Source organism: Fischerella major NIES-592 (genome assembly GCF_001904645.1).
Taxonomy (GTDB): domain Bacteria; phylum Cyanobacteriota; class Cyanobacteriia; order Cyanobacteriales; family Nostocaceae; genus Fischerella; species Fischerella thermalis.
In genome coordinates this window covers 18,836-45,798 of record NZ_MRCA01000005.1, presented here as the reverse complement: position 1 = coordinate 45,798, position 26,963 = coordinate 18,836, and the positions used below count along the sequence as shown (strand labels likewise).

Sequence of the window (26,963 nt, the reverse complement as noted above, 5' to 3'; positions counted from 1 at the left end):
TTACTGATTACCTATTAATATCGACTAAATCCGAAATTTAAATCAATTTCATCACCTTTTTCTAACTAAATATTCAGTATTTTGCACTAGCAATACATCTGAACAACGAAGGAGTGATAAATTTTTACCTAACAAGCTTGATTACCAATCATCGTCATCATCCCAGTTATCCTGATAGGTGGGACGAGAGCGGCGTGAAGAACCACCGTCAAAAGCAGAAGAACGGCTGTCTCGACCATAGCTTTTGTCGTAGTCTCGGCTAGGACTGCGGTCATAATCTCTGCCATAACCTCGGTCATAGTCTTTGCCATAGTAATCGCGATCGCGGAAAGTGTCTCTAGGATAATCCCGGTCTTTATCACCACCACCTGTAAAAATGTCTTTAATCGCACCTAACAAATCGTCATCTTCTTCTTCAGCGTAGTACTGGCGGACTTCGCGGTTGAGGTCATACAACGCATCTTGCAAGTCGGCGTAAGCTTGATCTATGCCGCGATCATCATTTTCTTTTAAACTCTCGCGCAGTTCCCGACAGATGTTGTCAATTTGTTGACGACGGTTGCGGGCAAATGCCATACCAAAATCTAGTGCCACTTCCCGCAATTGTCTTTCGGCTTGTAAAATCAAAGCCTCAGCCCGCGTACGTTTTTCTACTTTTTCTTTACGTTGTCTGTCTATGTCAGCAAATTTCTCGGCTTCTCGAATCGCTTGTTGAACTTCACTTTCACTCAAGGTAGAAGCACCTTGAATTGTAATACTCTGCTCTCTACCTGTGGTTCTATCTAAAGCAGTTACTTGTAATATGCCGTTAGCATCGATATCAAATGCTACTTGAATTTGGGGGATACCACGAGGTGCTGGAGGGATACCGTACAGCTTGAATCGCCCTAAGGATTTGTTATCTGCTGCCATTTCCCGTTCACCTTGGACTACGTGAATTTCCACAGTGTTCTGGTTATTTTCTGACGTGGAAAAGATGTCAGAACGGCGGACAGGAATAGTAGTGTTGCGGGGAATTAGTACTTTCTTAACGCCACCTATAGTTTCCAGTCCCAGAGATAGGGGTGTCACATCCAGTAACAATACATCCTTGAGTTCGCCAGCGAGAATACCCGCTTGAATTGCTGCACCCACTGCGACAACTTCATCAGGGTTGACGTTTTGGTTGGGTTCTATGCCAATCATAGCGCGTACTAGCTGCTGTACCATAGGCATCCGTGTAGAACCGCCTACTAGTACAACTTCGTCAATATCATTAGGGGTGAGTCCAGCATCTTTTAAAGCGCGTTTGACAGGGACACGTAACCGCCCTAACAAGTCATCGCATAAGCCTTCAAACTGGGAACGAGTCAGGCGAGTTTCTAAGTGGACAGGTCCTTCTTCCGTAGCAGCGATGAAGGGCAAGTTAATTTCAGTGACGCTAACAGCAGAAAGTTCTATTTTGGCTTTCTCCGCAGCTTCCATCAAACGCTGCAAAGATTGTCGTTCTCTTCTTAAATCTACTTTTTCTTGTTCGAGAAATTGTTCTGCTAACCAATCGACAATTTTTTTATCAAAGTCATTACCACCGAGTTGAGTATCACCGCTGGTAGCTTTAACTTCAAATACACCGTCACCAACATCTAGGATGGAAACGTCAAATGTGCCACCACCTAAGTCAAATACTAAAATGGTTTCCGTCTCACCGCGATCCAAACCATAAGCCAATGAAGCAGCAGTCGGTTCGTTAAGAATTCGCAAAACTTCCAGACCAGCAATTCTACCAGCATCCCGCGTTGCTTGCCGTTGGGAATCATTAAAATAGGCGGGAACGGTAATTACTGCTCCTGTAACGGGTTCCCCCAAGTACTTACTGGCATCTTCGGCCAATTTCTTGAGAATCATTGCCGAAATTTCTTCTGGGGCAAAATCTTTATTTAAACGGGGGCAAACAACTTTAATATTGCCAACTTCATCTTTGCGAATGGTATAAGGTACACGCTTCGATTCTGGACTCAGTTCACTGTACCTACGTCCCATGAAACGTTTAATTGCAAAAAAAGTATTTTGAGGGTTGAGGACAGTTTGTCGTCTTGCCATTTGCCCTACAAGGCGTTCGCCGTCTTTGCTAAAGCCAACTACGGAGGGAGTTGTTCGCATTCCTTCTGCATTGGCAATAACCACCGGCTTGCCACCCTCCATAACGGCGACTACAGAGTTAGTTGTACCCAAGTCGATGCCTACTACCTTGCCCATGCGTTAAGTTTCTCCTAGTATTTCTATATAAATTTTTTGTTTAGAACTAATGCTTGATTTATTGTATCTTGCTGTTGATAAATACACCTTCAACCAGGTTCGCTATTAGCATCTTGTGAATTTAAAAAACCAACTGGAAACTCATCTTACTCAAATAGTCCGCGATCGCGATCCTTACATGGCAAGTGCTGGCCATTTTTTTGTTCAAGAATACATTCGCGCCTCATTTGCACAGTGGGGGAGTGTGGATATCCACACCTTTTATGTGGGTGGTAAAGCTTGCAAAAATCTCATCTTGAACTTACCTGCTGCGCATTCACAAAAGAGAGACTTGCCACCAATTTTAATTGGTGCCCATTATGATGCTGTGCCTGGTTCCCCAGGGGCTGATGATAATGCTACAGGTGTAGCAGTGTTACTAGAGTTAGCAAGGATGTTTGCAACACAACCAATTAAATATCCGTTGCAGCTAGTAGCTTTTGATATGGAAGAATATGGCTTGTTAGGTAGCATTGAGTATGCAGCTAAGTTGCAAAAAGAACAGCAACCGCTACGCTTAATGATTTCTCTCGAAATGTTAGGTTACTGTAACTCCAATCCTGGTTCCCAAATTTACCCGCCACCTCTACAACATATCTATCCTAGCCGTGGCGATTTTATTGGTTTAATTGGCAATTGGCGAACCTTAAGAGATTTAATTAACATTAGCCGCAGTATTCGGAAAGTGGGTGTAGCAAGTCAGTGGCTACCAGTACCTAATAAAGGTCATATAGTCCGACAAACTCGACAGAGTGATCACGCCCCTTTTTGGGATGCAGGTTATCCAGCGATCATGATTACAGATACGGCTTTTTTGCGAAATCCCCATTATCACAAACCCACTGATACAATTGCCACTTTAGACTTGGATTTTCTGACTGGTGTTTGTCAGGGTTTGGAAAAGGGAATTCGACGGTTGTGAGAGACAGGGAACACAGACAACTAAATCAGCTATCAGTTATCAAATTAAACAGGTCACTTGTTCACTGATTCATGCCCAATGACAAATGACGATCCCAACTTGTACCAGACACATTTGTACCGACTTACTGATCAGATTTTTGCAATGTGCGATCGCGTACTCAGACCTAAGCTAATTAAATCATCAATACTGCGTTTCATTTAGCTTACTCTATTTACTGTTGTAGTCAGCATAAAAACCAAAGCTATGGAGATAGACGCAGCGATCGCAGCAAAATTGATCCAATTGGTACTTACCTGCATCAAAAAAGAGTATCCCCATAGCGGTATTTACTGATTTGATAACGACGAAGATATCAAGCCACCAGACCAATTAACACCTGCTTTTTATAGTTGCTTGGATTGGCATTCAGCAGTGCATGGACACTAGTTACTCGCACATCTCACTCGTTATTTTCCTAAAGCCTCCTTTCAGACAACAGTTAGAGAATCGTGCTGCTGCTGTTCTACATCGTCAAAGTAGCACAACCGAAGCTGTCAGTGAACACTATTCCAGTAGTCACTGGCTGGGGACTTTTGTAGTTTACTTGCTAACAAGTCGTGGCTTGTGCAGGTCGATATAGGACTTTTCTTGGTGTCTTTGTGTCTTGGTGGTGAAAAAATATTTATTTGAAACACCAAGGCACTAAGACACAAAGAGGAAAATATTCTTAGTTTACTGAGATTTGGATTTTTTCTACCCACTTTGACAGAGCTACCCCATATTCCTATTTTTGACGATAAATCTAAAAAATTATTGAATATTGTGTGTCAAGAACTGCTGCTGATACTTTTATCGTAATAAGTGTCAAACTGTGTCAAGATAACATCAACACATAGACGCTTTGAGTCATAACTTCTAAACTTATTAGCATGTAAGGTGAATATAATGTTGGGTCACAAGCTTCGTGGACGTTACCAAATTGTCCAACAACTGGGATTAGGAGGAGGATTTGGGGCTACTTACATTGCGTGTGACACCGACCGCCCAGGTAATCCTAAGTGTCTGGTTAAGCAGCTAAAACCAAGAACTAATGACCCAAATACTCTACAGATAGCACAGCGCTTCTTTAAACAAGAAGCAGAAATTCAAGAAGAATTAGGGAATCATGATCAGATTCCGCGCCTTTTAGCTTATTTTGAAGAAAATCAAGAATTTTATTTAGTACAAGAATTTATTGAAGGTCATGACCTCAGGCAAGAATTACCTCCATTAGCTAATAGACTCACTGAAGTTGAGACGATTAAGCTTTTGACGGAAATCCTAGAAGTTTTAGCCTTTGTCCATCGTCAAGGAGTAATTCACAGGGATATTAAACCTGCTAATATCATGCGACGACAGGATGGAAAAATTGTCCTGATTGATTTTGGTGCGGTGAAAAAGGTTAGAGGTCTGGAAGTTAATCAACAGGGGCAAACTGTCACCGTGGCTATTGGTACTCTTGGCTACATGCCCAGTGAACAAGCAGCTGGTGAACCACAATATAGTAGTGATGTCTACGCCGTAGGAGTGATTGGTATCCAAGCTTTAACAGGCATATATCCTGACCCTTCCCAAGGAAGTAAACTACCCAGAGATCCCCAAACCGGAGAAATTGTTTGGCGTGACCAAGCGCGGGTTAGCCCTGAGCTAGCTAATATTCTAGATAGAATGGTACGCTATCACTTTGGTGGACGTTATCAGTCAGCGGAGTCAGCACTGCAAGCACTAAGACAAATCTCACACCCAAATCACACTTTTACACATCTGAAACTTCGTTCTTCCACATCTCGTTGGAAATGGTTAATTCCTGTAGGCATAGTTGCAGTGCTTGCTAGCGTATTTGTAGCAATTCGGTCTGGGCAAGAACCCGAAAAGTTTATACCCTATGAGAATTCCAATTACGGTATAAAAATCAAATATCCAGCTAGTTGGCAGCTACAAATTAAAGAAATTGATGTTTTAGGCGTTACTGAAGTAGTAACATTTATATCTCCAAGGCAAAGTGAGACTGATAAATTTCAAGAAAAGTTAAATATAGATATTGAAAAATTTTCCGGAACATTAGCTGAGTCTAAAGAATTATTTGTTGATGAAATAAAAAATACTTTGCCAGAAGCTCAAATTATTAATACGAGTTCAACAACGTTGGCATTTAAACAAGCAAATCAGATCATCTACACAGGTAAAGACGAGGACACTAAGTTAAAAAATTTGCAAATCTGGACTTTAAGAGGCGATAAAGCATACATAATTACCTATACAGCAGCTATAGATGATTACGATGAATTTATCAAAACAGTGAATGAAATGATAATGTCTTTTGAGATTAATTAGATAATTGTCCTATCTTTCTTCTCAACTTTAAAGGAAAGCTGATTTTGCACATCATGTGGAAACGTAATCCTCTAAATGCAAGGAACATTGCATTTGCTAAAAAATCGTTCTTTTTAGAAATCGACCACCGATACACACCGATAAACACAGATGACACAGATGGATTTTCCCTTAGTGGTTGGGTGATAATTAGTATGTTGACTATTCACTATGATCTATTTGTACCTTTTTTCATTGATGTTAGACGTAGATTATATTCTTGGTGTCTTGGTGACTTAGTGGTTCAATCTAATCTTCATCCCTAATTTGTGAAACACCAAGTTTTTTATTACTGTTAAAAGTTCCCTATTTCCTCTTCCCTAATCCAACGGTGTTTGTAAATTTCTCTGTCGGGACAGCCCAACTTAGGCGAATAATCTGTTCATGCAATTTTTGATCTGCTTCGGAACCATCAACGAATACTGAAGGAACATCCCACAAAGGATATGCGTGCATTCCATTCACAGCAACTACTTTACCTTGATGATTGAGGAGTGGCCCTCCACTCATACCTTTTTGGATATCATTAGTGTAGCCAATTTGATAACCACCTGCTAAAGCCTTCGGTAATATTAGTTCTACTTTACCAGTTGTAAAGGTAAAGCCTTTGTCTTTTCCGTCATCTGCATGGGGAAATCCAGCAGCAAATACTTCATCACCGATGGTAGGGTTAAAAGCAATGGATGCCACAGTATAATTTCTCTCTAGGCTACGAAACTGTAATATGGCTAAATCATTAGTGTCAAACTTGACATTTGCCAGCAAATTCGCAGACCAGATCCGACCATCCGGTGTTTGAACCCGATAGGGAGGAGCATCAGCACGCAATACATGGGCGTTAGTTAAAACTATGTAAACTGAGTCTTGCTTTTTTAGTAGAATTCCTGAACCTAAGAATTCTTTTGACATCACTTTTACAGTAATAGCTTGACCAGTATGGCGTATTTGTTCTGTTGACAATCGGTTTGTTTGCGTAGTGTTTAGATTGTCACAGTTAATATTGGTACACTTAGCTGAATATTTCAGGTATACTGCTGATACACAAATTACAAATAACAAGCCAGGAACCAATGTTACTGACTTTGGATTGTACCATTTCATTTGCTATTAGCCATTTCTATAGGGGTTGGAAAAATAAAATCTGTGAACACTTAATAAAAACTTAGCAATATTGGCTACACAATTACCTAATTATAAACCCATTAGGGTGTGCTGTGGTTTTCGAGATTGGGATTACTTGGTTCATTTGTTAAACCTTGATTCAATAACCCCTGATTCATAAGTAATAAAGTCGATAGAAAAAGAGGGTTAACCTTGACTTTAATTATCAGGCATTTTGAGAAAGATTTTGTTAAGGTGAGCGTCGCCTTCCGAGAAGCCCCCTACGCGTCTATGCACTGCAACGATTTTGGGTGTCACAAGGTTGCGGAAGAAGTTAAAATTTCTCCTATAAATGTTAAAAATACTAAATTTTTAATTTTTAATTTTTAATTTTTAATTTTTAATTGCTATGTCGCTCCCTTTTCTGAATCAGTATATTCGCACTGTCTGGCAACCAAGAAGAGGTTTAGCGATCGCACAAGCCTGTATTATTGGTCTGGTTGCCGCTTTTTCTGCTGTATGCTTGAAATTTGGTTCGGGATGGCTAGGAACATGGCGAGTTCAGGGTTCCCAGGTTTTACCAGCCTGGCTATTCCTCCCAGCAGTTGGTTTGGGCTTCGGGTTTCTGGCTGGACTCTTGGTACAAAGGTTAGCACCAGAAGCATCTGGCAGTGGTATCCCCCATGTGAAAGCTTCTCTTGCCAATGTACCAGTCAAGCTTTCATGGCGAGTGGCGATTGTGAAGTTACTTAGTGCCATGATCACTTTGGCTTCAGGAATTACTTTAGGTAGGCAAGGTCCGACTGTACAAGTCGGGGCTGCTTTGGCAGCTGGGATGAGTCGCTGGGTTCCCACATCCCCAGATCATCGACGCCAGATGATTGCCGCTGGTGCGGGTGCAGGTTTAGCAGCGGCTTTCAATGCGCCCATTGCTGGTGTCTTGTTTGTGGTAGAAGAGTTACTTCAAGATTTGTCGGGGCTAACATTGGGAACTGCAATCATTGCTTCTTTTATTGGTGGTGTTGTCTCCCGTCTTTTGGGTGGTCGTAGTTTGCTATTGAACTTGGAATTAACTCGATCTTCTAGCAGTTTTTCGATTATAGAAATTCCTTTTTACCTGGTTTTGGGTGTTTTAGCAGGATTACTGGCAGCATTATTTAATCGTGGATTAATTGAAAGTATCAAAATATATCGAAGATTACATATTAGCTTACCCCTCAGGGTGGCTTTGGCTGGATTTATTTCAGGTATAGTAATTGCCTTTTTACCACCATCTTTCCGTGATAATACGGGATTAAGAGAATTTGTGATCGCTGGTCAGGCTAACGCACCTATAGCGGCGATCGCGTTTTTGGCTCAGTTTCTCTTAACCTTGGTAGCATTTGGCTCAGGTGCGCCAGGAGGATTATTTGCACCTAGTTTGATTTTAGGTTCTTGTTTAGGCTATATCATCGGTATTGTTGAATTCCAGTTACTTGGATTAGCTTCGCCAACAACCTATGCTTTAGCAGGCATGGGGGCATTTTTTAGTGCCGTCTCGAAAGTACCAATCACGGCGATTGTAATTGTTTTTGAAATGACAACAGATTTCAATCTGGTGTTACCCTTAATGATTGGCTCTGTTACATCCTACCTGGTTGCTGACAAGCTGATGCCAGGATCGCTGTATACCAAACTTTTAAACTTAAGTGGCATCAACATTGAAAATGTATCCCCCGTTGAGGGTGCATTCACCAAGTTAACAGCAAAAGACGTCATGCAGCGTCGGGTGGAAACCCTGGATGCAGAGATGTCTGTGGAAGAAGTAGTACAAGCTTTCTCTCGTTCTCACCATCGGGGATTTCCTGTAGTTGAACAAGGTAAATTAGTAGGAATTGTTACCCAAACTGATTTATTAAAAATACGCGATCGCAACTTAGCAAAAGATACTCCCCTACGGGAAATCATGACATCCCAGCCAGTGACAGTTACGCCTACCCATAATTTAAGCAATGTGCTGTATTTATTGGATCGTCATCAAATCAGTCGTTTACCAGTAGTAGAAGGGCAGAGAATTATCGGTATCATCACTCGTGCTGATATTATTCGGGCAGAAGCCGACAGTCTCAACTGTCACACTAGAGAACACGGACCACAACCAGAACCGTCTTACGTTGTTTATCAAACCCGATCGCCCAGCATCGGTAGAGGTAGATTATTAGTACCAGTTGCTAACCCCGAAACAGCCGCCGCACTATTACAAATGGCAGCAGCGATCGCCCGCGATCGTCACTACGAAATAGAATGTCTGCAAGTCATCCTTGTTTCTCGTCAAAAATCTCCTGCTGAAACCCCTGTTAGGACTGCCAAAAGTCGGCGATTACTGCGAAACGCTGAAGTTTTAGGCAAAAAATGGAAAATTCCGGTGCATACACAGATCCGAGTTACTCATGATATTGCCCATGCAATTTTAGAGACAATCAAAGAAAGACACATTGACCTAATTTTAATGGGGTGGAAGGGCAGTACTTCCACCCCTGGTCGCATTTTTGGCGACGTTGTAGACACCGTAATTCGTCAAGCCACCTGTGAGATGGTGTTGGTAAAGTTAGGGAAAACTCCAGAGTCAATCATCAATCATCGAAGACCCTTCCTAACTCATCTTTTCCCTATTCCTCCCCTCTCTCACTCCCCATCTCACTACCTTCCCATCGCCCGATCCCCCCATCTCCCCCTCCCTTCTCCCCAATTCAACAGTTGGCTGGTACCAATGGCTGGCGGTCCCAATGCTAGGGCGGCGATTAAATTACTACCTGCTTTGGTAACGCTAGGAAATGACCCGAAAATTCGCCTTACCCGCGTATTTAAACCATCCGAATCAGAACCAGACATGAAAATTTTAGAAGAAGCAATTCGGATACTTGTCCGTCGCCAGAAATCATCCAGCACTGTAGTAGCTGCACCTGTGCAAGCAGATTCTGTAACCGAAGGAGTAATCAACCTAGTAAACACCGAACATTATGATGTAGTTGTTTTAGGTGCTTCCCGCGAGGGAATGCTACAACAGGCGATAAAAGGAAATATTCCGGAAGCGATCGCCTCTGGTGTAGACAGTACCGTAATTTTGGTTAGGGGAGCGATCAATAATTAATGGCGACAAGACAGACAAGGGAGCGTGGGAAGCGTGGAGAGAATAAGTAGTAACTTTTGACCAATGACCTTTGACCACTAACCATCAACTACCAATGCATAATTTATCAGTGTCTATCAGTGTGCATCTGTGTACCCTGTGGGAAGCCGCCCAAAGCGCGTCTACATCTGTGGTCGATTTCTAAAACATGACTTTTGTTCCAAACGCGAAAAACACAGCATTCCCTACTCTCTACCACACTAATTTTGATAGGTTTGTAGTCAGGACTTTAGCCCTCATTTCAGCACGCGCATTGCTTACTACAAACTTCTTTATGACGGCAAAATAACGCAGATAAACAAAGCCTGCAATTTTTTTTGCTAATCACTTGCAAATTAAACTCATAACGACTATGATTTAGTTAAAAGAGTGAAATTAAAAATCCCGGATATGGACAGCCTTGTTATCGGTGCGATCGCCAGTTTAGGCACGGGACTAGTGACAGTAGTAGGCGCTTTACGGATTTTGTTACCAAGTTAATCTCACCAAGGAGTACAACTTAGACGCAGAGAGGACTTGCTTTATTTTCATTCTGCCCTCTGCCTTCAACTATCAAATCAAAGGACAAAAATATGAACTTTATTCGCTTTGAACACATTAACCTGTCTTGTAAAAAGATAGACGACAGCAGGAATTTTTATCAAACTTTGTTTCCTGATTGGTACGTACGTGCAGAAGGCGTATTTAATGGTCGTCGTTGGATGCATTTAGGCGATCACCAATTTTATTTAGCTTTGAATGATGAGAATAATCAAGAACGTGTCCATAATGCTTACGAAAATATTGGCATAAACCATGTTGGTTTCGTGATTAAAGATGGCGAAACCATGAAAAAGCGGCTTGAGGATAAAGGCATTGAGTATTACACAATGTCAGCAGCAGAAACAAAACATAGAATTTATGTCAATGACCCCGATGGTAATGAGATTGAGCTAGTAGAATATAACCAAAACTATGCTCTGAAATAATAGCGCAGCCAGGCTAAAATGGTGCATTAATAAACCGCATGATTCAAGAGATAACACAAAGTATAGAAGAAGAGATTTTTACATAAAATTAGCTTGGTCACACTAATAGTAGTCTGTCACACAAGCTTTGCCTGGTCATACCAATTTCTAGTTTTATCCTCTCCTCTTCTTCCTCTGCGCCTGGTGCGGTTTTTTATTCAAACCCTCATACGGCGATCGCGCAATATACTTGCGTGGTCGCTACGATAAACGTAATCTAATAATGGTAGGAAATATGAAAGCAATATCCAAATATTGAGCAAAATTGTGTACGTTTATACGATACATAAACAATAAATAAGATAGAATTTAAAAGCCCTTGACTTTTGTAATGTTAGCGGTGCTGTCCGCTAAAAAAACATCAGAGCGCTGGGGAATTTACTTATTACTAATTACGATTAATAACTATTAATCGTAAAAGTTATTATTTGAACAATTTTGTTGCAACAAAAAAGGTGATTTCCTTCGCTCTGGTGATTTACTTAATTTGTATCGCTTATTATTCTTTGAAAATCTTCATCGTTGGCAAAATTAGCAACATTATTGACTGCATTTTTTTTACATCCGTGGAGATAGGAGCAGTTAAATTTTCATACTTGGTTGTGGGATTTTCCCATGATTGACTGAGTTGTCATAACGACAATTTTTAACACCGATCTACTTACTGAACTTATAGTGAAACGTTATTACGTGCGTCCCACAAGGCTAGCTACTACTGTAATTAACTCAGATGGATCGACGGGTTTAGGCAAATGCAACTGAAAACCTGCCTGTATAGCTCGGCGTCGATCTTCTGCCCTAGCATAGGCTGTTAAAGCTGCTGCTGGTATTTTGCCTCCTTGTTCTGGCGCAAGCGATCGCAATTTCCGGAGTAAAGAATAACCGTCTTCCTCTGGCATGCCAATGTCACTAACCAAAACATCTGGTTTCCAATGCTCAACAGCCTCTAGTGCTGCTGGTACTGATGCTACTGCTAGCACATCGGCTTGAGACTGTTTAAGTAAAGTAGTGAGATAGTCACGTGTATCAGCTTCGTCATCTACGACTAGTACACGTACGCCATCTAGAACAGAAGATGAGATCGGCAGACAATTAAAATTTGCTTTTTGGCTATTGACTGTTAATTCTTCAATGTGGACTATTGAATCTTGACTTTTGAGGAGTGGTAGTTTGACTGTGAACGTTGTACCTTGTTCCTTTCCCGGACTTGTGACATCAACAGTACCACCATGCATTTCTACTAAATGACGCACAATTGCTAAACCTAGTCCCAACCCACCATGGGATCTAGTACTAGAACTGTCTGCTTGGCGAAAACGATCAAATACGTAAGGTAAAAACTCAGAACTGATACCTATGCCAGTATCTTTCACTGTAATTTGGGCATAGGCAGTTTCAGAAGAGGTAGAGGGAAACCATTGTGTTCCAGGGGTTCCTCCCATTGTCGCACTTAGTTTGGCAAGAGGCGATGATGCTTTGAAAGACGCGCCAATGTTCAGCCTGGGTGATGCAGAGAATCTATCAAAGACACTTGCGCTATTTCTATATTCCCGTATCCTTGTTTCTTCTTTTACCAGTGATAACACTACCTCTACCTTACCGCCAGCAGGTGTAAATTTGATGGCATTGGATAGTAAATTCCACACTACCTGCTGTAGGCGCTCGCCATCGCCAGAAACTAACGCTGCCTTAGAATCAAAGCTAGTTCGGATGTGAATATCTTTTGCTTGAGCGGCTAGGCGTACTGTATCTAAAGCAGCTTCTATGATAGCAATTAAATTGCAAGTACGTACATTTAAACGTAATTTGCCTCTGATGATGCGCGAGATATCAAGTAAGTCTTCTATCAACTGTGTTTGTGTTTTAGCGTTGCGTTCTATAGTTTCTAGTGCTTTGGTGATTTGAGTTTCGTTGAGTTTGCGAGAACGCAACAACTGCGACCATCCCAGAATGGCATTGAGGGGTGATCGCAATTCGTGGGATAATATCGCTAAAAATTCATCTTTCATCCGATTTGCCTCTTGCAACTGTTCGGTTTGTTCTTGCAAAGAAGCTATTAAACGCGCCCGCTCGATCGCGATCGCTATTTGATCACAAACTGCTTGCATCATTCCCATTTCATTTTGGCTAAATTGCAAGCGAGTGCGACTGCAAAAACACAGAGTACCCAATAATTTTCCTTGGGTGATTAATGGGTAGCCGTAATAAGTCTTAATACCAATCGCACGTAGGAGTTCTGTTTTCGGATCCTTTGATTCCTGGACATTTTCTATAGAAATAGGACGGCGTTGTTGGGCAACTGTACCACACATTCCTTGACCAATCTCTAGCCAATTGGCTGCTTTTGCAGTTTGCTCATCAATTCCGTACCAGGAGGCTAATTGCATTATCTGGGAGCTTTCATTCACTAAAAAATTAAAGTAAACATCTAAACCAATTTGCTCTGCCAGTTTTTGGAATAAACTTTCAATCAACGCGACTGGCTCTTTGCTAGAAAGTAAATCGCTGGCTGTACCAAAGAGTAGTTGTAGCCGTTTATACCCTAACGATAGGGCTTTTTCTACACGCTTGAGATTGGTAATATCTTGGAAGGTTAATACACAAGTAGTTGGATAACCGTGCATTGCTGGTAGAGTATCAGCGTAGATCAGCAAAGAGCGAATACCTGTTGGTGTATGCCAGTCTAACTCTACTCCATCTAAGCGTTCCCCACGGGCTACCCTAATTCCTGGTGCTTGTTCCACGGGAATGGGATTACCATCGGCGTCAGTTGAGTAATAGAGAGCTTGATAATCTGCGGCTGAATCTGCTTTGGGAAATTTCCCTCCTGCGACTTCGTCAGCAGCTTTATTGGCAAAAGTGACTCGTGCTGTCCCTGGTTCTATCAATAACAGGGGTGTGGGCATGAGATTGAGTAAGTCTTCCAACCATTTTTGTTGATTGCGAAGTGCTTCTTCTGCCTGTTTGCGGACTGTAATATCTTCAGCAAATGCCAATATTTGATAAATTTCCCCTTGCTCGTCAACTATCGGCACATATTTAATTAGTGTTGTCAATGTGCCATTATTGGGTAAAGTAATTGTGGTTTCTGTTGTTTGAGTCGTACGTGTTTCAACTGCTTTAAATAAACTCGGCAGATAAAGTTGTGTAATCTCAACTGGAAAGATTTCTTCGTCAGTGCGTCCAATAACTTCCTCTTTTGGCTTGCCAAGATGCTGCAAAGCCGCCGCATTGACAAATTGAAACCTCCGTTGGGCATCATAAATGGCAAAAACATCTGGCATGTGATCAACCGCCAATCTAAATCGCTCTTCACTTTGGAGTAGGGCTGCTTGAACTTTTTTGCGTCCGCTCAAATCTAGGATAAACGCTACCGACTCTTGTTGTTTCTCTCCTACTAAGGTATAACCTACTAAAACCGGAATGCGACTGCCGTCACGCCGAATGTATTCTTTTTCGTAGGGGATGCAAGCACCTTGAGATTGGGCTTGGGCAATACCCTGTGCATCCGTAGGTAAATACTCTGGTGGTGTAATATTTTTCCAATTAATGCCACCTGCTTGTAAATCTTGCCGTGTGTAGCCAATCATCTGCAAAAATTTGTCATTGGCATGGCTGACACCACCGTAAATATCACCAAATAAAACGCCGATGACGTTTGACTGTGCAAATCTTCTGAGTTTTTCCGTATTTGCTTTCAATGCTAATTTAGCGCGATCGCGTTGAGTACTAAGCTTTTGAATCGCTCCTGCATTTTCCCAAATTATGATCGCAAAAATTGTCATCAGAAAAATGGCAAATAGGGAAATTGCAAACTCATACTTGTATTTTCCTGCTTTTTGTCCTTGCAGAATTAACCACCCTGTAATTAAGGGTACTTTGAGTGCGGCTATCAATAAACGACGTGCTAGCAAACCACCATCTGTCGGACTGGTGATTACTTGCATTATTCTCCGTTCTGGCTGCTTCCACAAAATACCCACACAAAGTACAATCAACCTGATCGCTGTATGTAGTGCTGTTGCTACATTACTAATGTAATATGGGCGATATATCAGTTTTTTTTCAATCTATCTTTATGCATATTTTTTCTAATTAGCAGAAAATGATGAATGGTTTGTGGTCAGCTACTACCTACAAACCACTAATTACTAGCTAATAAATCGTAAATATTAACCAATTAATTTTAGAAAAACAATTTAAATCGCACTAGTTGACTTTCAATTGTTGGCAGCAGAATTTTATGTAATTCTACAGTGTCTTGAAATTGTAAAATTTGTGTAGGCGGCAAGCCAAAGGGAAACTGCTCTGGGAAATCAGGGCGCTGCATTTGTGCTAGTAAAATTTGCTCAAACCTTTTGCTCCCAATAGCATAGCCAATTTCTACACAGACGGTTGGGCTGGGTATTGATTGAGCAGTTTGTTTGCTTTCTATTTTGGCAATGGGTGTGGTGTCTGCAATAAATAACAAACTCCTACGAATTTTTCGCATCATTGCGCTTCCTAGTCGTAGAGGAGCTTCTTTAGGGCGGTAAGATTCTACTAATTTTAAAGGCAGGCGCGATCGCAAGTTCAATTTTTCCAAACTAATCAATAATGCTTCCCGCAACGCATCAGTTGCTGGCGGATATTCTACTTGAGAACAGAAAAATATAGTAGGTTCTAACTGTGCTAAGGTTGGTTGCTTGGTGAAATAAATTTCGTGACTAATCAAGTCAATATTAGCTACGCAATAGCCACCACTACCTTCTATATAAAATTCAATATTTTCTCCTTCTAGATAGCGACCGAACCACGTTGATTTTCTGATTTCATCACTGTCTTCCAAGAAATCTGCTCTTAGCCCAGATTTCAGCAGACTCTTTTTACTGAGGCGAATATCCGGTGGACGTTTTTCCAGTTCTTGTATTGGCTGGTAATTATCAAGATACCATGCTCTAAGAGCAATTATTGACATAAGGCGCTATTTCAACTATTTCAAATGTCTCGTGCGATTCCACTTCGTACCAGCTTACACCTAGTAGTCTGAGATGGGGAAAGGTTAAGGAGCAAAAGGCAAAGCAAATGCTAAGAGTAGTGTAAAAAAACAACAACACCTAAGCAACTAATAGCTGACTTACTTCCTCTTATCGTTAATTCTAGCCGGGGATGTACTGGGTGAATCACTTTTGACTTCAGTGAAGTCAAGCAGTCACAGCGCCCCCTTTCTCTCACTATGAGGAAATATCGCTTTTAGAGTTAGGTGTTGTTGTTCTATAACGAGACAGATTGAGTTTCAACAGCGTTTTTACCTCTTTTTGCTTTTGAATTTAGCTGTTTGATCTGCCAGGGAAGCTTTGTTTAGCTTCAATTATTAGATTAGCACTGTTATATTTAGGTATGTTTATTTGAAACTAAACTTTACTAATTTTGGTTGTTGATTGTTGGTTGTTGTACCAGATGTGCCATGGCACGTCTGTACATTGGTTAGTGATTAGTGGTTAGTGGTTAGTGATTATTATTCTACTCCCCACACTCCTCACACTCCTCACACTCCCCACACTCCTCACACTCCTCACACTCCCCACACTCCCCACACTCCCCACACTCCCCACACTCCCTCCACTTCCCCATCTCCCTTCCAATCCCCAAATTGGGAACCCTTAATAGGGTAACAACCGTCATAGTCCCAACTGTGCTTTCTTCACTCTTCCCATTCGGGCAGTGCGTAGTCCAAAATGGGTTGGATGTGTTTCAAATGATTCAGTCAATATGCCTAGAACTCCCAATGAATACGCAGTACACTTACTAATGGCAAGTGGTCATCGGGAAGAAGTACGTTTTCCGACGATTCAGGATTTTCAGAAGTGGTATAGTGGCGAACTGATGCCCAAATCTGCTTCTGATGATTTTATAAACGTGCCGATCAAAAATATTCAAGGTGAATACATGGTTGTGCGTCCCTCGCGGATTGTGGCAATTCGGGTGGAACCACTCTTTAGCTCTAGTGTGGAAAGATTTACATAAATCATGAGAAAAACGCTTGCTTTAGTTTCCTTGAGTCTGGGACTTAGCTTTGTAAATCCTGTTTGCTCTGTGTTGGCTCAGGTTCCTATTAACATAACGCCTTTACCATCACCAGCTAGCCCCATTGAACCGTTACCCCCACCAGAGTTATCACCACCACTAAAACTAGTGAGGTTAGGAACGGACTGTAAACCCGTTCATCAATGTTTGGGTTGGGATGAACAGCTTTGGAGTGGAAAGAGTAAACAGGGCGATCGCAAAGCTTTGTTAGCATCCATTGACCACAGTTTACGTTACCTGACAACAAACAAGGCACTAGCAGCGTATCAAAATTATCCTGTTCCTGAAATCACCCTTGATCGTGTCCGTCGTAGCTTGCAGCGTTTTCGCCAGTTGGTGGTTAGTTCCAAATCGCCAGCTCAACTGCAAGCTGCTGTGCGTCGAGAATTTGATTTTTATCAATCTGTTGGCAATGACGGTCAAGGTACGGTAAAGTTCACCGCTTATTATGAGCCAGTTTATACTGCTAGTAAAGTTCGTACTTCTGTATATAAATATCCTCTTTATAGATTGCCACCCAACTTTGACAAATGGGTAAAACCACATCCTACACGGATCGATCTAGAAGGTAAAGATGGTTTACTGGGTAATAAAAGTCAGTTACATGGTTTGGAATTATTTTGGTTGCGCGATCGCTTAGATGCATATTTGGTACATATCCAAGGTTCTGCCCAACTCAAATTAACTAATGGTAAAAGTACCTCTGTTGGCTATGCAGGAGGCACAGACTATCCTTGGACTAGTATTGGCAAAGAACTGGCCAAAGATGGTAAGTTACCTTTACAAAATTTAACAATGCCTATCTTGGTCAATTACTTTCGCCAGCACCCCAAGGAGATGAATAACTATCTACCACGGTGGGAACGGTTTGTCTTCTTCAAAGAAACTGGGGGTAAACCTGCAACTGGCAGTATTGGCGTACCAGTCACAGCAGAGCGTTCGATCGCCACAGATAAATCTCTCATGCCGCCAGGAGCGTTAGCAATAATTAATGCCTCATTTCCTTATCCTGCTGGTCAGGGAAAATTGGTTAAGCGCCGGGTTAGTCGCTTCGTTCTAGATCAGGATACTGGTAGTGCTATTAAAGGCCCGGGACGGGTAGATTATTTTATGGGAACTGGGAAATTAGCAGGCGATCGCGCCGGTATTACGGGTGGTAATGGTACTTTATATTATTTGCTGCTGAAGGAGTAGTTGGGGAACGGGTAAGGGGTAAGGAATTTGAGCAGCCTTTACCCCTTAACCTTTAACCTTTTGCCTAACCGAAAATAGCACCCTACCCTTAAATCTTCTATGAGGCTTTATGAAATTTAGCGATATACTAGCAAAACTTGGTGATGCTGCCATCTGTAATAGCCTTAATCTCGATAAAGAAAATGATCCAGAAATTGTTGGGATGGCAGCAGTTGATGAAGCGACAAGTGGTACTCTCAGCTACATTGAAGGGGCAAAATTTGCCGCAATGGTAGGCAAAACTGGTGCAAGTGCTTTAATTTTGCCTCAAGATGAAGCATTACAGGCACAAGCACAAGAACGCGGTATTGCTTGGATCGCCACCCCAGAACCAAAACTAATATTTGCAAGAACGCTCAAATTTTTCTACCAGCCTTGGCGTCCTACTCCAGAGATTCATCCTACCGCCGTTATTTACCCGAATGTGAAAATTGGCAATGATGTTTATATTGGACCTCATGTAGTAGTTCATCAAGGAGTAGAAATTGGCAGTGGTGTATGCATCCATGCCAATGTCGTTATCTATCCCGATGCTAAAATAGGCGATCGCACAACTTTACACGCTAACTGCACTATCCACGAACGTACTCTCATCGGTGCAGATTGTGAAATTCACAGTGGTGCAGTCATCGGTGCAGAAGGCTTTGGCTTTGTGCCGACTGCCACTGGCTGGCTCAAAGTCGAACAATCTGGCTACACGGTTTTAGAAGATGGTGTTGTTGTTGGCTGTAACAGTGCCATTGATCGTCCCGCCGTCGGTGAAACACGAGTTGGTCGCTATACAATCATTGACAACTTAGTACAAATTGGTCACGGTTGCCAAATTGGTGCAGGTTGTGCATTGGCAGGACAATCGGGGATAGCAGGAGGAGTGAAAATTGGCAATCGCGTAATTTTAGCAGGACAATCAGGAATTGCCAACCAAGTAAAAATCGGCGATGGTGCGATCGCCTCTGCTAAAGCAGGCATTCACAGTGATGTTGCACCAGGAGAAATTGTCTCTGGCACTCCCGCTATCCCTCATAAACAGTTTATAAAAGTGTCTGCGATTTTGACTCGCTTACCTGATATGTATCAAACTTTGAAACAATTGCAACGTCAAATAACTCAAAAATGAGGGGTTTTGAGTAGATTAGCGGACTTTTTATGAGTAGCCTCGGTTATTTTATACCATTTCACAATACTGATTGATACAAGTTATCCTCTTTGCCTTCCTTCTCCTCCTTGTCTCCTAGTCGCTAAATTTATCAAACTTATAGTGAAAGGGTGTTAGCCGGGGCTTTTATTATTGCTGTATGCAAGCAGCCATGCTGCTAGATATTTTAATTGTTATGCTTGAAATTAAAAACCAGCCTGTTTTGGCTATTTATGACTCTAGTAGTCTGAGCGAAAGAAGGCCATTTCAGTTCGGTAAAAATGATTAAAGTAAATGTTAGTACTATAGCTAGCAAAAGTCTTTCCATCATAGTACTCCCCAAACCACAAAATTTATAAAATAATATCTACTTTTAGTTTTAACTAAAATCTTTTTTTTCTCAACCAAAGTAACAACAATACTCCTCAGGAATGATTTGGATTTAGAAATTCTGTAATTTGTGTCACTAATTTTTCTAGCAAATAAACTAGCAACTGTACTTCTTGCTAAAAAGTTAGCGAAACACAGAAATAGAAGCGATCGCTATGAGTGGGACTACAGCCAAATGGACGATAGATGAGTATCACTGCGTAACATTAAACTTTGTTAGAGTTCACAAAATCGCTTGATATCATCACACAGAGTTCAAAAAAAGCTGCTGATGTGTTCAGCAGCTAAAACTGTATTGGCTTTAGCCTGCAAGCACACTCTTTTTACGTTGTCGTAAGCCAAACATACCTGCAACTGCCAAAGCACCTAAGCCCAGAGTTGTCCCAGCTTCTGGTACAGCTTTTGGTGTCCCCTTGATTCCCGATAAGTTTACACCATCACCATACTTCGGAAACTTACTAGAATAAGCATTACCCAGCTGCACTTCAAAAGATTTGACGTTGTAAAAAGTCAAAGTCTGAATACCGTTGTTCTTGCCAGCAGACAACATCGAGCTGCCAACAGGACTGTTATTGATCAGTAAGACACCAGTGCCTATATCTTCCACATCAAAGAAGTCTAAAGTTATTTCCGACATCACCTCTGTGAAATCAAATAAGAACCGACCAACTTCTAATTGACCATTTTCAGGTAACTTACCGCTTTCTGTGATAGCTACAGGACGTAACCAAAATTCATTGACTCCTGTATTAGTGCCAGCATCTTTTGTTCCGAAACTAACTTTGAGACTTGATCCTACATAGGTGTTAGAAGTGGCTCTATCATCTACAAATAATCGGCTAGCACCGTAGCCACCAGCGCCATCAAAATCTAAACTCGTTACTGTATAACCTAATGAAGTTGTATCAATACATGTAGTTGAATTAAGACAGCCTAGATTAGTCTTGATTTCGCCTTCCCGGTTAGGAATAAGAGAAGCAGCATGAGCATTAGGCATAGCAGCAACTACGCCCAAACCCAAAACTGTTCCTATCATTGTTGCTAAAAAATTAAACTTAGGCATGATTCCCCTTCTGCAAACCTGATATGAAAGTAGCAGTAAAAAAATGATGATGTACTATTGATGCACCACTAAGCTAATAGATAAGTTGCCGAATTTGCTAGAGCAAAAAATATATTTCACACGATCTTTAATTACAGATAAAAATCAAAATTTTATCCGCATAAATACAATGTTTATACGTGTTATTAACTATTTATAAAAATATTTTTTTAACTTAATACTGGCAATTTCCTGATTCAGTTAAATTGATTATTATTTTAAATAATAGTAATAATCAAAAAAATATTGTGGTTTACACTGATAAGTAGACTGATATCTTGCACCTACACCATATACCGCCTTGGAATTTATTCCAAGGCTAATAGCACAAGTCCGTTTCAACGGACTCAAAGACATTCTTAGGCAGATTTATCTGACTAATAATATTGAATTAGAGGTATCCGGTTTCTTAAAAGTTGAGAAACCGGCTTTTTAAGAAATCACACAACAAGTTAAGGTTTCTGCGGTAGACCACGAGTATGTAATCTCATGATCAATTTCTAAGCTACTGATATGGTTTTTCCCCGTCGCCTTAAACCAAATAAACTGACCACTACTAAAGCACCTAAACTGACGGTAGTTCCTGCTTCAGGTACTGGTTTGGGTACCACATTACCTCTGAGATTAACACCATCACCAGTTTTTGGAAATTTGCTAGAAGAAGTGTTACCCAACTGCACCTCAAAAGACTTGACATTGTGAAGAGTTAATGACTGAATACCGTTATTTTTGCCAGCTTGTAAAACTAAATCAGTAATATCTTCACCATTGAGCATCAAGATAGCAGTGCCTATATCTTCTACATCAAAAAAGTCTAAACTTATTTCCGACATCACCTCTGTGAACTCAAATAAGAACTGACCAACTTCTAATTGTCCACTTTCAGGTAAATTACCGCTTTCTGTAATTGCTACAGGACGGAACCAATATTCGTTTAATGCTGGATTTGTGCCTGCATCTTTTGTACCAAAACTAACTTTTAAACCTTGTCCTTCATAGATGTTAGAAGTGCTTCTAGTATCCACAAATAGTCGGCTAGGCCCATAACCACCAGCCCCATCAAAATCTAAACTTGTGACTGTGTAACCTAATGAAGTTGTGTCAATACATTGATTTGGATCAAGACATCCGAGATTTGTTTGTACTTCTCCTTCTAATTGAGGAACTAGAGAAGCTGCTTTTGCTGAGGGCATAGCAGCAGCAACACCTAATCCAACAGAAAATGCTATCAGTGTTTTTGCTAAAGTAGGGATTTTTTGCATGATTTATTAGAAATAACTAAGGATGATTTCGGGTATCAGACACAAATTTTTGTGCTTTTTCTGAAACATATCCGTATGTTATTTCCGTATCCGAGTAATTGTCATCTCAAAATCAGAACATTTACCTGTTCTTAATTTTGAAAATAAGTTTAGGAAAAATACTTAAAAGTGCTAAGTTAAATTATACGCAGAATCATCAACCAATTACTTAAATAAAAAAAACAAGGAGATTGTAAATGATATTAACTACTTGGTTTATGAAAATTATACGTATTAAGTAAATAATTTTCATAAACATCGGTTCACCAATCTAATGATTCTGTTGGTAAATTGCCTTTTAGCATTAAAGCTTTGCTTTTGCACCACTTTCTCGCCTTGCAATAAATTGTGGGCTGATAGCTTAAGTACATTCAAACGCACTCAAATGTGCATGGATTAATGCTGATTGCTTAGATTTGTTTTTAATTCGCCAACAAAATCATCTAACTTGTGAATCGATTTTTGTTTTATTCAATAGACAGGTGAAAGGATACAGCAGATTTCATCTAAGTAAGGTACAGAAGAACCCCACCCTAACCCTCCTCGCCAGTGAGGAGGGTAGGGTGGGGTGTACTCCATCTAGATGCAAGGGGCTGTATTAGAAATTTTCCAGAGATTTTTGCGCTTCTGTTGCAACAGCCTCCACTTCATCATTCACCAATGTTTCTAATATAGTTTTGGCGTCTGTACTTCTCAAACGACCTAAAGCTTGTGCAACTCTATAGCGAATTTGCCAATCTGGGTTTATAGCGTAGGGAGCTAAAAGAGGAACTGCTTGTGTATCTCCTAAATCTCCAAGAGAACTAATAGCAGCAGTTTGCACTAATTCATTGTCTGAGGAAAGTGCCTGTTGAAGTAGTTCAAACGATCGCGGATCACCCAATTCTCCTAAAGTAGCAATAATGCTAAATTTCACAATCCATTCATTGCTAGTTTGATAAAGCTGCTGCAAATCTTCAAAAGCTGCTTTTAGCTTTAAAGCACCCAAACAGTCTGCTGCTGCTGCTTGCACATCTGGTTCTGGGTCATTGAGCAAGCGATCGCGTAATATACTCAAGGACAAATCTAAATCTTGTCCACCCAAGGTATCGAACTGACTAACGGCTGAGTAACGCACACGGGAATTACTGTCATTAATAGCATTTTGAATTAATTCAAAACCAATGGTTGGTTCTAGTTGGCGAATTTGATTCACTGCTCGTAAGCGATCGCCCAAATCCTCAGACACCAGTAATTGTTTTACAGATTCAGGATTGACACTCATTTATTAATCTCACTTTTTAAATGTATTTTGTTAGTAGTTAGTAGTTAGTAGTTAGTAGATAGTAGTTAGTGGTAAACAACCAACTACTAACTATTAACCACTAACCACTAACCATTAACTAATCTTGGCCTGCTGCCATTGCTCTAATCACATCACCACGGGTAAGAATACCAATTACTTGACCCTCGCTGTCAAGAACTGGTAGACGGTGAACGTTGCGATCATTCATAATTTTGGCGGCTTCTCTGAGAGTTTTGTCTGGGGAGACAGTGATCGGTTGTTTACTCATAACTTCGCCAACAGTTTGCCCCAGGGCTTTGTGCAAATCGCGTTCGTATGTCGCCGGATTTTTTAAATAAATCACGCTATCAAGAAACATAATATACGCTGGAGGCGTAACACCTGTCTCTTGCCACATTAAATCAGTTTCCGAAATAATGCCTACCAATTTACCGGCGTCATCTACAACAGGTAGACCACTGATGCGTCGTTCTGCCAGAATTTGGATAGCTTCCTTCAGAGGAGTTTCGGGTCGGACTACAATTGGGTCACGACTCATTACGTCGGCAACGGTCTTAGGCATTTGTTTGCTGATACCTTTTATCAACCACTCTGGGATTATTGTAGAGAATTTTGGTCATTGGTAATGGGTAATGGGTAATGGGTAATGGGTAATTGGTAAACTTCTATTCCCCAATTACTAACAACCAACAATCAACAACCAACAAATGATTGAGTTTCACAAAAGACTTGTAACAAATTAATACAATTGGCGATCGCTCCTAAATGAGCAATTTCATAACCGTGGGTGTTTTGTGTCGGGAAGGCTAAACACGCAGCACGGGCGACATGACCAAATTTCATGGCGATAGAAGCATCGCTGCCGAAACCATTTAAGATTGCAAGTTGCACTGGTATATCTAGTTGTTTAGCAGATTGGCGCAATTGCCCATTTAAGGTTTCATCATACATTCCGTAGGCATCCTGAGATAAAATTACAGGGCTTTTGCCGTCTTCAATGGGGTATTCTGATGATAAAGGACAAATCTCTAAAGCAATTAAGGCATCCAAGCACTGGTTTTGAGTAAAGTAAAGTGCGCCAATTGCCCCCACTTCTTCTTTTGCTGATGCAACCAAATAAACATCAACTGCTGGTTGTTTCATCTTTTCTGCCAGGGCTAACAAAATGGCAACGGAGGCTTTGTTATCCAATGTATAACTGGCAACATGGTCTTTTAGCCGAATTGGATGCTTGCGATGTTTACCAATCACCATTCTACTTCCCGGTCGAATGCCAGCAGCTTCTAGTTCCGCAGTGGTACGTTTAGTTTCAATCCAGACATCTTCCCATTTCACAGCAGTGTCTTCTTGCTGGACTTTTTGTGGTGATTCGTGGGAAACGTGACGAGAACCAAAACTGAGAATTCCGCTGATTGTTGTATTATCGCCTAGTAAATCGACAACGCCTTCACCGTACACCCACGGGAATGCACCTCCTAATTTACGGACTTCGACTCTACCTTGCTCACCAATACTTTTGACAATTCCACCAATTTCATCTTTATGAGCAGTGATGGCGATCGCTTGGTTAGGATTTTTACCAGGTATTTTGGCAATGATGTTATCTGCGCGATCGCACCATACTTTTACTCCCAAGTCTGTAAATCTCTGCATTAAGTATTTATTAATTTCTGTTTCAGCACCACTAGGAGAGTGGTGCATTACCAATTCTGCAATTATTTTGAATAAGTGATCGTAATCCCACATAATACGATTTTGGATTTTGGATTTTGGATTGTGAAGCATTTATTGGATCAGCGTTTGCGATGTCAACTTATCGCAATTTTTTTCAAATGCGTATAAGTATACTCAATGCGTATAAGTATACTCAGAGATATATAAGCTTTTGAATGCAAACAATCATAATATTAGGTGGGTAACCATAAAGGTGATATCATTGCAGGCGATCGCCCCGTCAATCAAGCAGCTTTCACTATTCATTCTCAAGTCCATGCTGCTCGTCCTGAGGTAGTCGCAGCAGCTCACGCTCACTCACTCTACGGCAAAAGCTGGTCTAGTCTTGGTCGCCTGCTTGACCCTCTCACTCAAGATACTTGTATGTTCTACGAAGACCACAGCTTATTCGACGATTATACTGGCGTGGTTCTCGACTTAGAAGAGGGTCAACGCATTGCCCAAACTCTGGGCAATAATAAAGCAGTCATTTTGAAAAATCATGGCTTACTCACCGTCGGTCATTCAGTTGATGAGGCTGCATGGTGGTTCATTACAATGGAACGTACATGTCAAACTCAATTATTAGCAGAAGCAGCTGGTAAACCAGAGCCAATCAAACATGAGTACGCCAGCTTAGCACAAAGCCAGGTAGGTTCCCATTACATGGGCTGGTTTAGTTTTCAACCTTTGTACGAAATGATTGTGCGACAAGAACCAGATTTGCTGGAATAAGCTTGAGTATTCCTACTGTTTCAACAGCAGCAAATCCTCAGATTCTTGATTTGGCCAAGGTGCGGGTACGGGCTGAGTATCCAGCGCGGAAAGTGCTGTTTCTGCTACGATGCTGTGGATGTGTGTCGTCGGATGTACACTATCCCAGAATAAATATTCATTTGGATTAATACATACAGTAAAATTTCCTTGGGCGATATCGTCAAAATCGCCTACTAGACAAGCATCGGTAACATTGGTAAGACCAAATTCGCTGGGAAAACGTCGCACCCTTTGAAATAGGGAATTAACATTAATAGGAATAATATTAACGCCAGGAATTGCACTCAAACTACTTAAAGTTGCTGCCAATGCTATGTTATGTTTGCGGCTTAAACTGGTTAATTGACTGGAATTTTCTTGACCTGATGTCAAAGGAAGCTTGCCTAAATCTGGTAAGTTAACTACCATGATATTTTTAGCACCTGCAAGGGCAAGCAATGTTACTGATCTTGATAAATTTGCAATTGGTTGGCTAACATCATTCACATTACCAAACACATAATCATTGCTACCACCCCAAACAATATAAAGTGCGTTTGGATCAGCTGATTGATTGCTTTCTCGTAAGGAGCGGGTAAATAAACCAACCTGCCCAAGCACTCCTGGTAATAATGATTCAGGAACAAAAGTATTACTCAGACCAGAGCTACTTCCAGCAAAGGCATAATTAATACCATCGGTGGGGGTGCTGTTCTGTAACTCAGTAAATAAAGTCGGGGATAATCCTAGCTCGTCTCCAAGATATTCTACCCATACCTGGCCATTGGACAAACGTCCGTCAGAGTAGGGTGGACTTGGTGGTATTTGGGATTTGGTGGCGTTGTACAGATTACCAGGATCAGAAAGACTATCACCAAATACGTAAATTTTACTAATCTGTGTTGTAGCTAAAGATTTCAGCGGCGACAGAACAGATATGAGCAAAAATCCTGCCGCAATGAGTTCTTTTTTCATATTAATTTTGTCCTTATTATTGATAGCTAGATCTGCAAAAAGACTAGTTTTTCTAAACAAATTAACTCATACTAAGTTATGTTTAAAAACCTCACCCCATCCCCTAATCCTCATTTCCTTGAGGGAGTGGGGGCCCGAGT

18 protein-coding genes and 2 pseudogenes are annotated in these 26,963 nt (G+C 41.0%); 10 read left to right on the top strand and 10 right to left on the bottom strand.

All coding sequences use genetic code 11. From position 1 onward, the window contains the following. Positions 1-141: 141 nt before the first annotated feature. Complete coding sequence (gene dnaK / locus NIES592_RS11100; RefSeq protein WP_062246342.1) at positions 142-2,235, bottom strand: molecular chaperone DnaK; 2,094 nt, start codon at positions 2,233-2,235, stop codon at positions 142-144. A gap of 115 nt (positions 2,236-2,350) precedes the next feature. Between dnaK and NIES592_RS11095 the strand changes: the two genes are divergently transcribed. The 3 genes and pseudogenes from NIES592_RS11095 to NIES592_RS11085 all read left to right on the top strand — a co-directional run bounded on the left by NIES592_RS11095 (position 2,351) and on the right by NIES592_RS11085 (position 5,551). After that, entirely contained in the window at positions 2,351-3,196 is an 846-nt protein-coding gene (locus NIES592_RS11095; RefSeq protein ID WP_073555759.1) for a M28 family peptidase, read from the top strand. A 351-nt stretch (positions 3,197-3,547) separates the two neighbouring features. Then, a pseudogene (locus NIES592_RS25855) lies at positions 3,548-3,625 on the top strand (DUF2891 family protein); the annotation flags it as partial. A 498-nt stretch (positions 3,626-4,123) separates the two neighbouring features. Continuing rightward, positions 4,124-5,551: a serine/threonine-protein kinase gene (locus NIES592_RS11085; protein WP_073555758.1), complete on the top strand. Its 1,428-nt coding sequence runs from the start codon at positions 4,124-4,126 to the stop codon at positions 5,549-5,551. 345 nt (positions 5,552-5,896) lie between these two features. On the opposite strand, the gene NIES592_RS11075 is transcribed toward NIES592_RS11085, so the two are convergent. Continuing rightward, positions 5,897-6,691, bottom strand: a complete 795-nt coding sequence (locus NIES592_RS11075) for a S1 family peptidase (protein ID WP_073555757.1) — start codon at positions 6,689-6,691, stop codon at positions 5,897-5,899. Between the two features lie 409 nt (positions 6,692-7,100). On the opposite strand from NIES592_RS11075, the gene NIES592_RS11070 reads away from it, so the two are divergent. Together NIES592_RS11070 and NIES592_RS11065 are read left to right on the top strand one after the other, a co-directional pair. Next, complete coding sequence (locus NIES592_RS11070; RefSeq protein WP_073555756.1) at positions 7,101-9,821, top strand: chloride channel protein; 2,721 nt, start codon at positions 7,101-7,103, stop codon at positions 9,819-9,821. 611 nt (positions 9,822-10,432) lie between these two features. After that, positions 10,433-10,828, top strand: coding sequence for a VOC family protein (locus NIES592_RS11065; protein ID WP_062246332.1), 396 nt, complete (start codon positions 10,433-10,435; stop codon positions 10,826-10,828). A gap of 725 nt (positions 10,829-11,553) precedes the next feature. On the opposite strand, the gene NIES592_RS11060 is transcribed toward NIES592_RS11065, so the two are convergent. After that, on the bottom strand, positions 11,554-14,814 hold the full coding sequence (locus NIES592_RS11060) for a hybrid sensor histidine kinase/response regulator (RefSeq protein ID WP_073555755.1): 3,261 nt from the start codon (positions 14,812-14,814) through the stop codon (positions 11,554-11,556). A gap of 239 nt (positions 14,815-15,053) precedes the next feature. After that, on the bottom strand, positions 15,054-15,824 hold the full coding sequence (locus tag NIES592_RS11055) for a hypothetical protein (RefSeq protein WP_073555754.1): 771 nt from the start codon (positions 15,822-15,824) through the stop codon (positions 15,054-15,056). Between the two features lie 526 nt (positions 15,825-16,350). On the opposite strand from NIES592_RS11055, the gene NIES592_RS25095 reads away from it, so the two are divergent. The 4 genes from NIES592_RS25095 to lpxD all read left to right on the top strand — a co-directional run bounded on the left by NIES592_RS25095 (position 16,351) and on the right by lpxD (position 19,283). After that, positions 16,351-16,521, top strand: a complete 171-nt coding sequence (locus NIES592_RS25095; RefSeq protein ID WP_178379525.1) for a hypothetical protein — start codon at positions 16,351-16,353, stop codon at positions 16,519-16,521. Positions 16,522-16,618: 97 nt separating this feature from the next. Beyond that, positions 16,619-16,873 (top strand): hypothetical protein, encoded by a 255-nt coding sequence (locus NIES592_RS11050; protein ID WP_009454195.1) that lies wholly within the window; start codon positions 16,619-16,621, stop codon positions 16,871-16,873. Positions 16,874-16,876: 3 nt separating this feature from the next. After that, positions 16,877-18,127, top strand: coding sequence for a murein transglycosylase A (gene mltA / locus NIES592_RS11045; protein ID WP_073555753.1), 1,251 nt, complete (start codon positions 16,877-16,879; stop codon positions 18,125-18,127). 109 nt (positions 18,128-18,236) lie between these two features. Beyond that, positions 18,237-19,283: a UDP-3-O-(3-hydroxymyristoyl)glucosamine N-acyltransferase gene (gene lpxD, locus NIES592_RS11040; protein WP_062246326.1), complete on the top strand. Its 1,047-nt coding sequence runs from the start codon at positions 18,237-18,239 to the stop codon at positions 19,281-19,283. A 709-nt stretch (positions 19,284-19,992) separates the two neighbouring features. Here lpxD and NIES592_RS11035 read toward each other — a convergent pair. The 5 genes from NIES592_RS11035 to NIES592_RS11015 all read right to left on the bottom strand — a co-directional run bounded on the left by NIES592_RS11035 (position 19,993) and on the right by NIES592_RS11015 (position 25,125). Further along, a complete protein-coding gene (locus NIES592_RS11035; RefSeq protein WP_073555752.1) occupies positions 19,993-20,754 on the bottom strand; it encodes an LEVG family PEP-CTERM protein in 762 nt (253 codons plus the stop codon). Positions 20,755-21,293: 539 nt separating this feature from the next. After that, positions 21,294-22,055: an LEVG family PEP-CTERM protein gene (locus NIES592_RS11030; protein ID WP_073555751.1), complete on the bottom strand. Its 762-nt coding sequence runs from the start codon at positions 22,053-22,055 to the stop codon at positions 21,294-21,296. 637 nt (positions 22,056-22,692) lie between these two features. Further along, positions 22,693-23,358: a phycobilisome degradation protein NblB gene (gene nblB / locus NIES592_RS11025; protein ID WP_073555750.1), complete on the bottom strand. Its 666-nt coding sequence runs from the start codon at positions 23,356-23,358 to the stop codon at positions 22,693-22,695. 118 nt (positions 23,359-23,476) lie between these two features. Continuing rightward, positions 23,477-23,941 carry a CBS domain-containing protein gene (locus NIES592_RS11020; protein ID WP_009454208.1) on the bottom strand — a complete coding sequence of 155 codons (465 nt, stop codon included), beginning with the start codon at positions 23,939-23,941 and terminating at the stop codon, positions 23,477-23,479. 131 nt (positions 23,942-24,072) lie between these two features. Next, positions 24,073-25,125: a M42 family metallopeptidase gene (locus NIES592_RS11015; RefSeq protein ID WP_073555898.1), complete on the bottom strand. Its 1,053-nt coding sequence runs from the start codon at positions 25,123-25,125 to the stop codon at positions 24,073-24,075. Positions 25,126-25,296: 171 nt separating this feature from the next. Between NIES592_RS11015 and NIES592_RS11010 the strand changes: the two are divergent. Then, positions 25,297-25,827, top strand: a pseudogene (locus NIES592_RS11010) (class II aldolase/adducin family protein); the annotation flags it as partial. Between the two features lie 12 nt (positions 25,828-25,839). Here NIES592_RS11010 and NIES592_RS11005 read toward each other — a convergent pair. Beyond that, positions 25,840-26,823 carry an SGNH/GDSL hydrolase family protein gene (locus NIES592_RS11005; protein ID WP_073555749.1) on the bottom strand — a complete coding sequence of 328 codons (984 nt, stop codon included), beginning with the start codon at positions 26,821-26,823 and terminating at the stop codon, positions 25,840-25,842. Positions 26,824-26,963: the final 140 nt, after the last annotated feature.

Bases quoted from the DNA above. Each gene is read 5' to 3' on its own strand.
- dnaK (WP_062246342.1), bottom strand. From the start codon at position 2,235: ATGGGCAAGGTAGTAGGCATCGACTTGGGTACAACTAACTCTGTAGTC.
- NIES592_RS11085 (WP_073555758.1), top strand. From the start codon at position 4,124: ATGTTGGGTCACAAGCTTCGTGGACGTTACCAAATTGTCCAACAACTG.
- NIES592_RS11075 (WP_073555757.1), bottom strand. From the start codon at position 6,691: ATGAAATGGTACAATCCAAAGTCAGTAACATTGGTTCCTGGCTTGTTA.
- NIES592_RS11070 (WP_073555756.1), top strand. From the start codon at position 7,101: ATGTCGCTCCCTTTTCTGAATCAGTATATTCGCACTGTCTGGCAACCA.
- NIES592_RS11065 (WP_062246332.1), top strand. From the start codon at position 10,433: ATGAACTTTATTCGCTTTGAACACATTAACCTGTCTTGTAAAAAGATA.
- NIES592_RS11060 (WP_073555755.1), bottom strand. From the start codon at position 14,814: ATGCAAGTAATCACCAGTCCGACAGATGGTGGTTTGCTAGCACGTCGT.
- NIES592_RS11055 (WP_073555754.1), bottom strand. From the start codon at position 15,824: ATGTCAATAATTGCTCTTAGAGCATGGTATCTTGATAATTACCAGCCA.
- NIES592_RS11050 (WP_009454195.1), top strand. From the start codon at position 16,619: ATGCCTAGAACTCCCAATGAATACGCAGTACACTTACTAATGGCAAGT.
- mltA (WP_073555753.1), top strand. From the start codon at position 16,877: ATGAGAAAAACGCTTGCTTTAGTTTCCTTGAGTCTGGGACTTAGCTTT.
- lpxD (WP_062246326.1), top strand. From the start codon at position 18,237: ATGAAATTTAGCGATATACTAGCAAAACTTGGTGATGCTGCCATCTGT.
- NIES592_RS11035 (WP_073555752.1), bottom strand. From the start codon at position 20,754: ATGCCTAAGTTTAATTTTTTAGCAACAATGATAGGAACAGTTTTGGGT.
- NIES592_RS11030 (WP_073555751.1), bottom strand. From the start codon at position 22,055: ATGCAAAAAATCCCTACTTTAGCAAAAACACTGATAGCATTTTCTGTT.
- nblB (WP_073555750.1), bottom strand. From the start codon at position 23,358: ATGAGTGTCAATCCTGAATCTGTAAAACAATTACTGGTGTCTGAGGAT.
- NIES592_RS11020 (WP_009454208.1), bottom strand. From the start codon at position 23,941: ATGCCTAAGACCGTTGCCGACGTAATGAGTCGTGACCCAATTGTAGTC.
- NIES592_RS11015 (WP_073555898.1), bottom strand. From the start codon at position 25,125: ATGTGGGATTACGATCACTTATTCAAAATAATTGCAGAATTGGTAATG.
- NIES592_RS11005 (WP_073555749.1), bottom strand. From the start codon at position 26,823: ATGAAAAAAGAACTCATTGCGGCAGGATTTTTGCTCATATCTGTTCTG.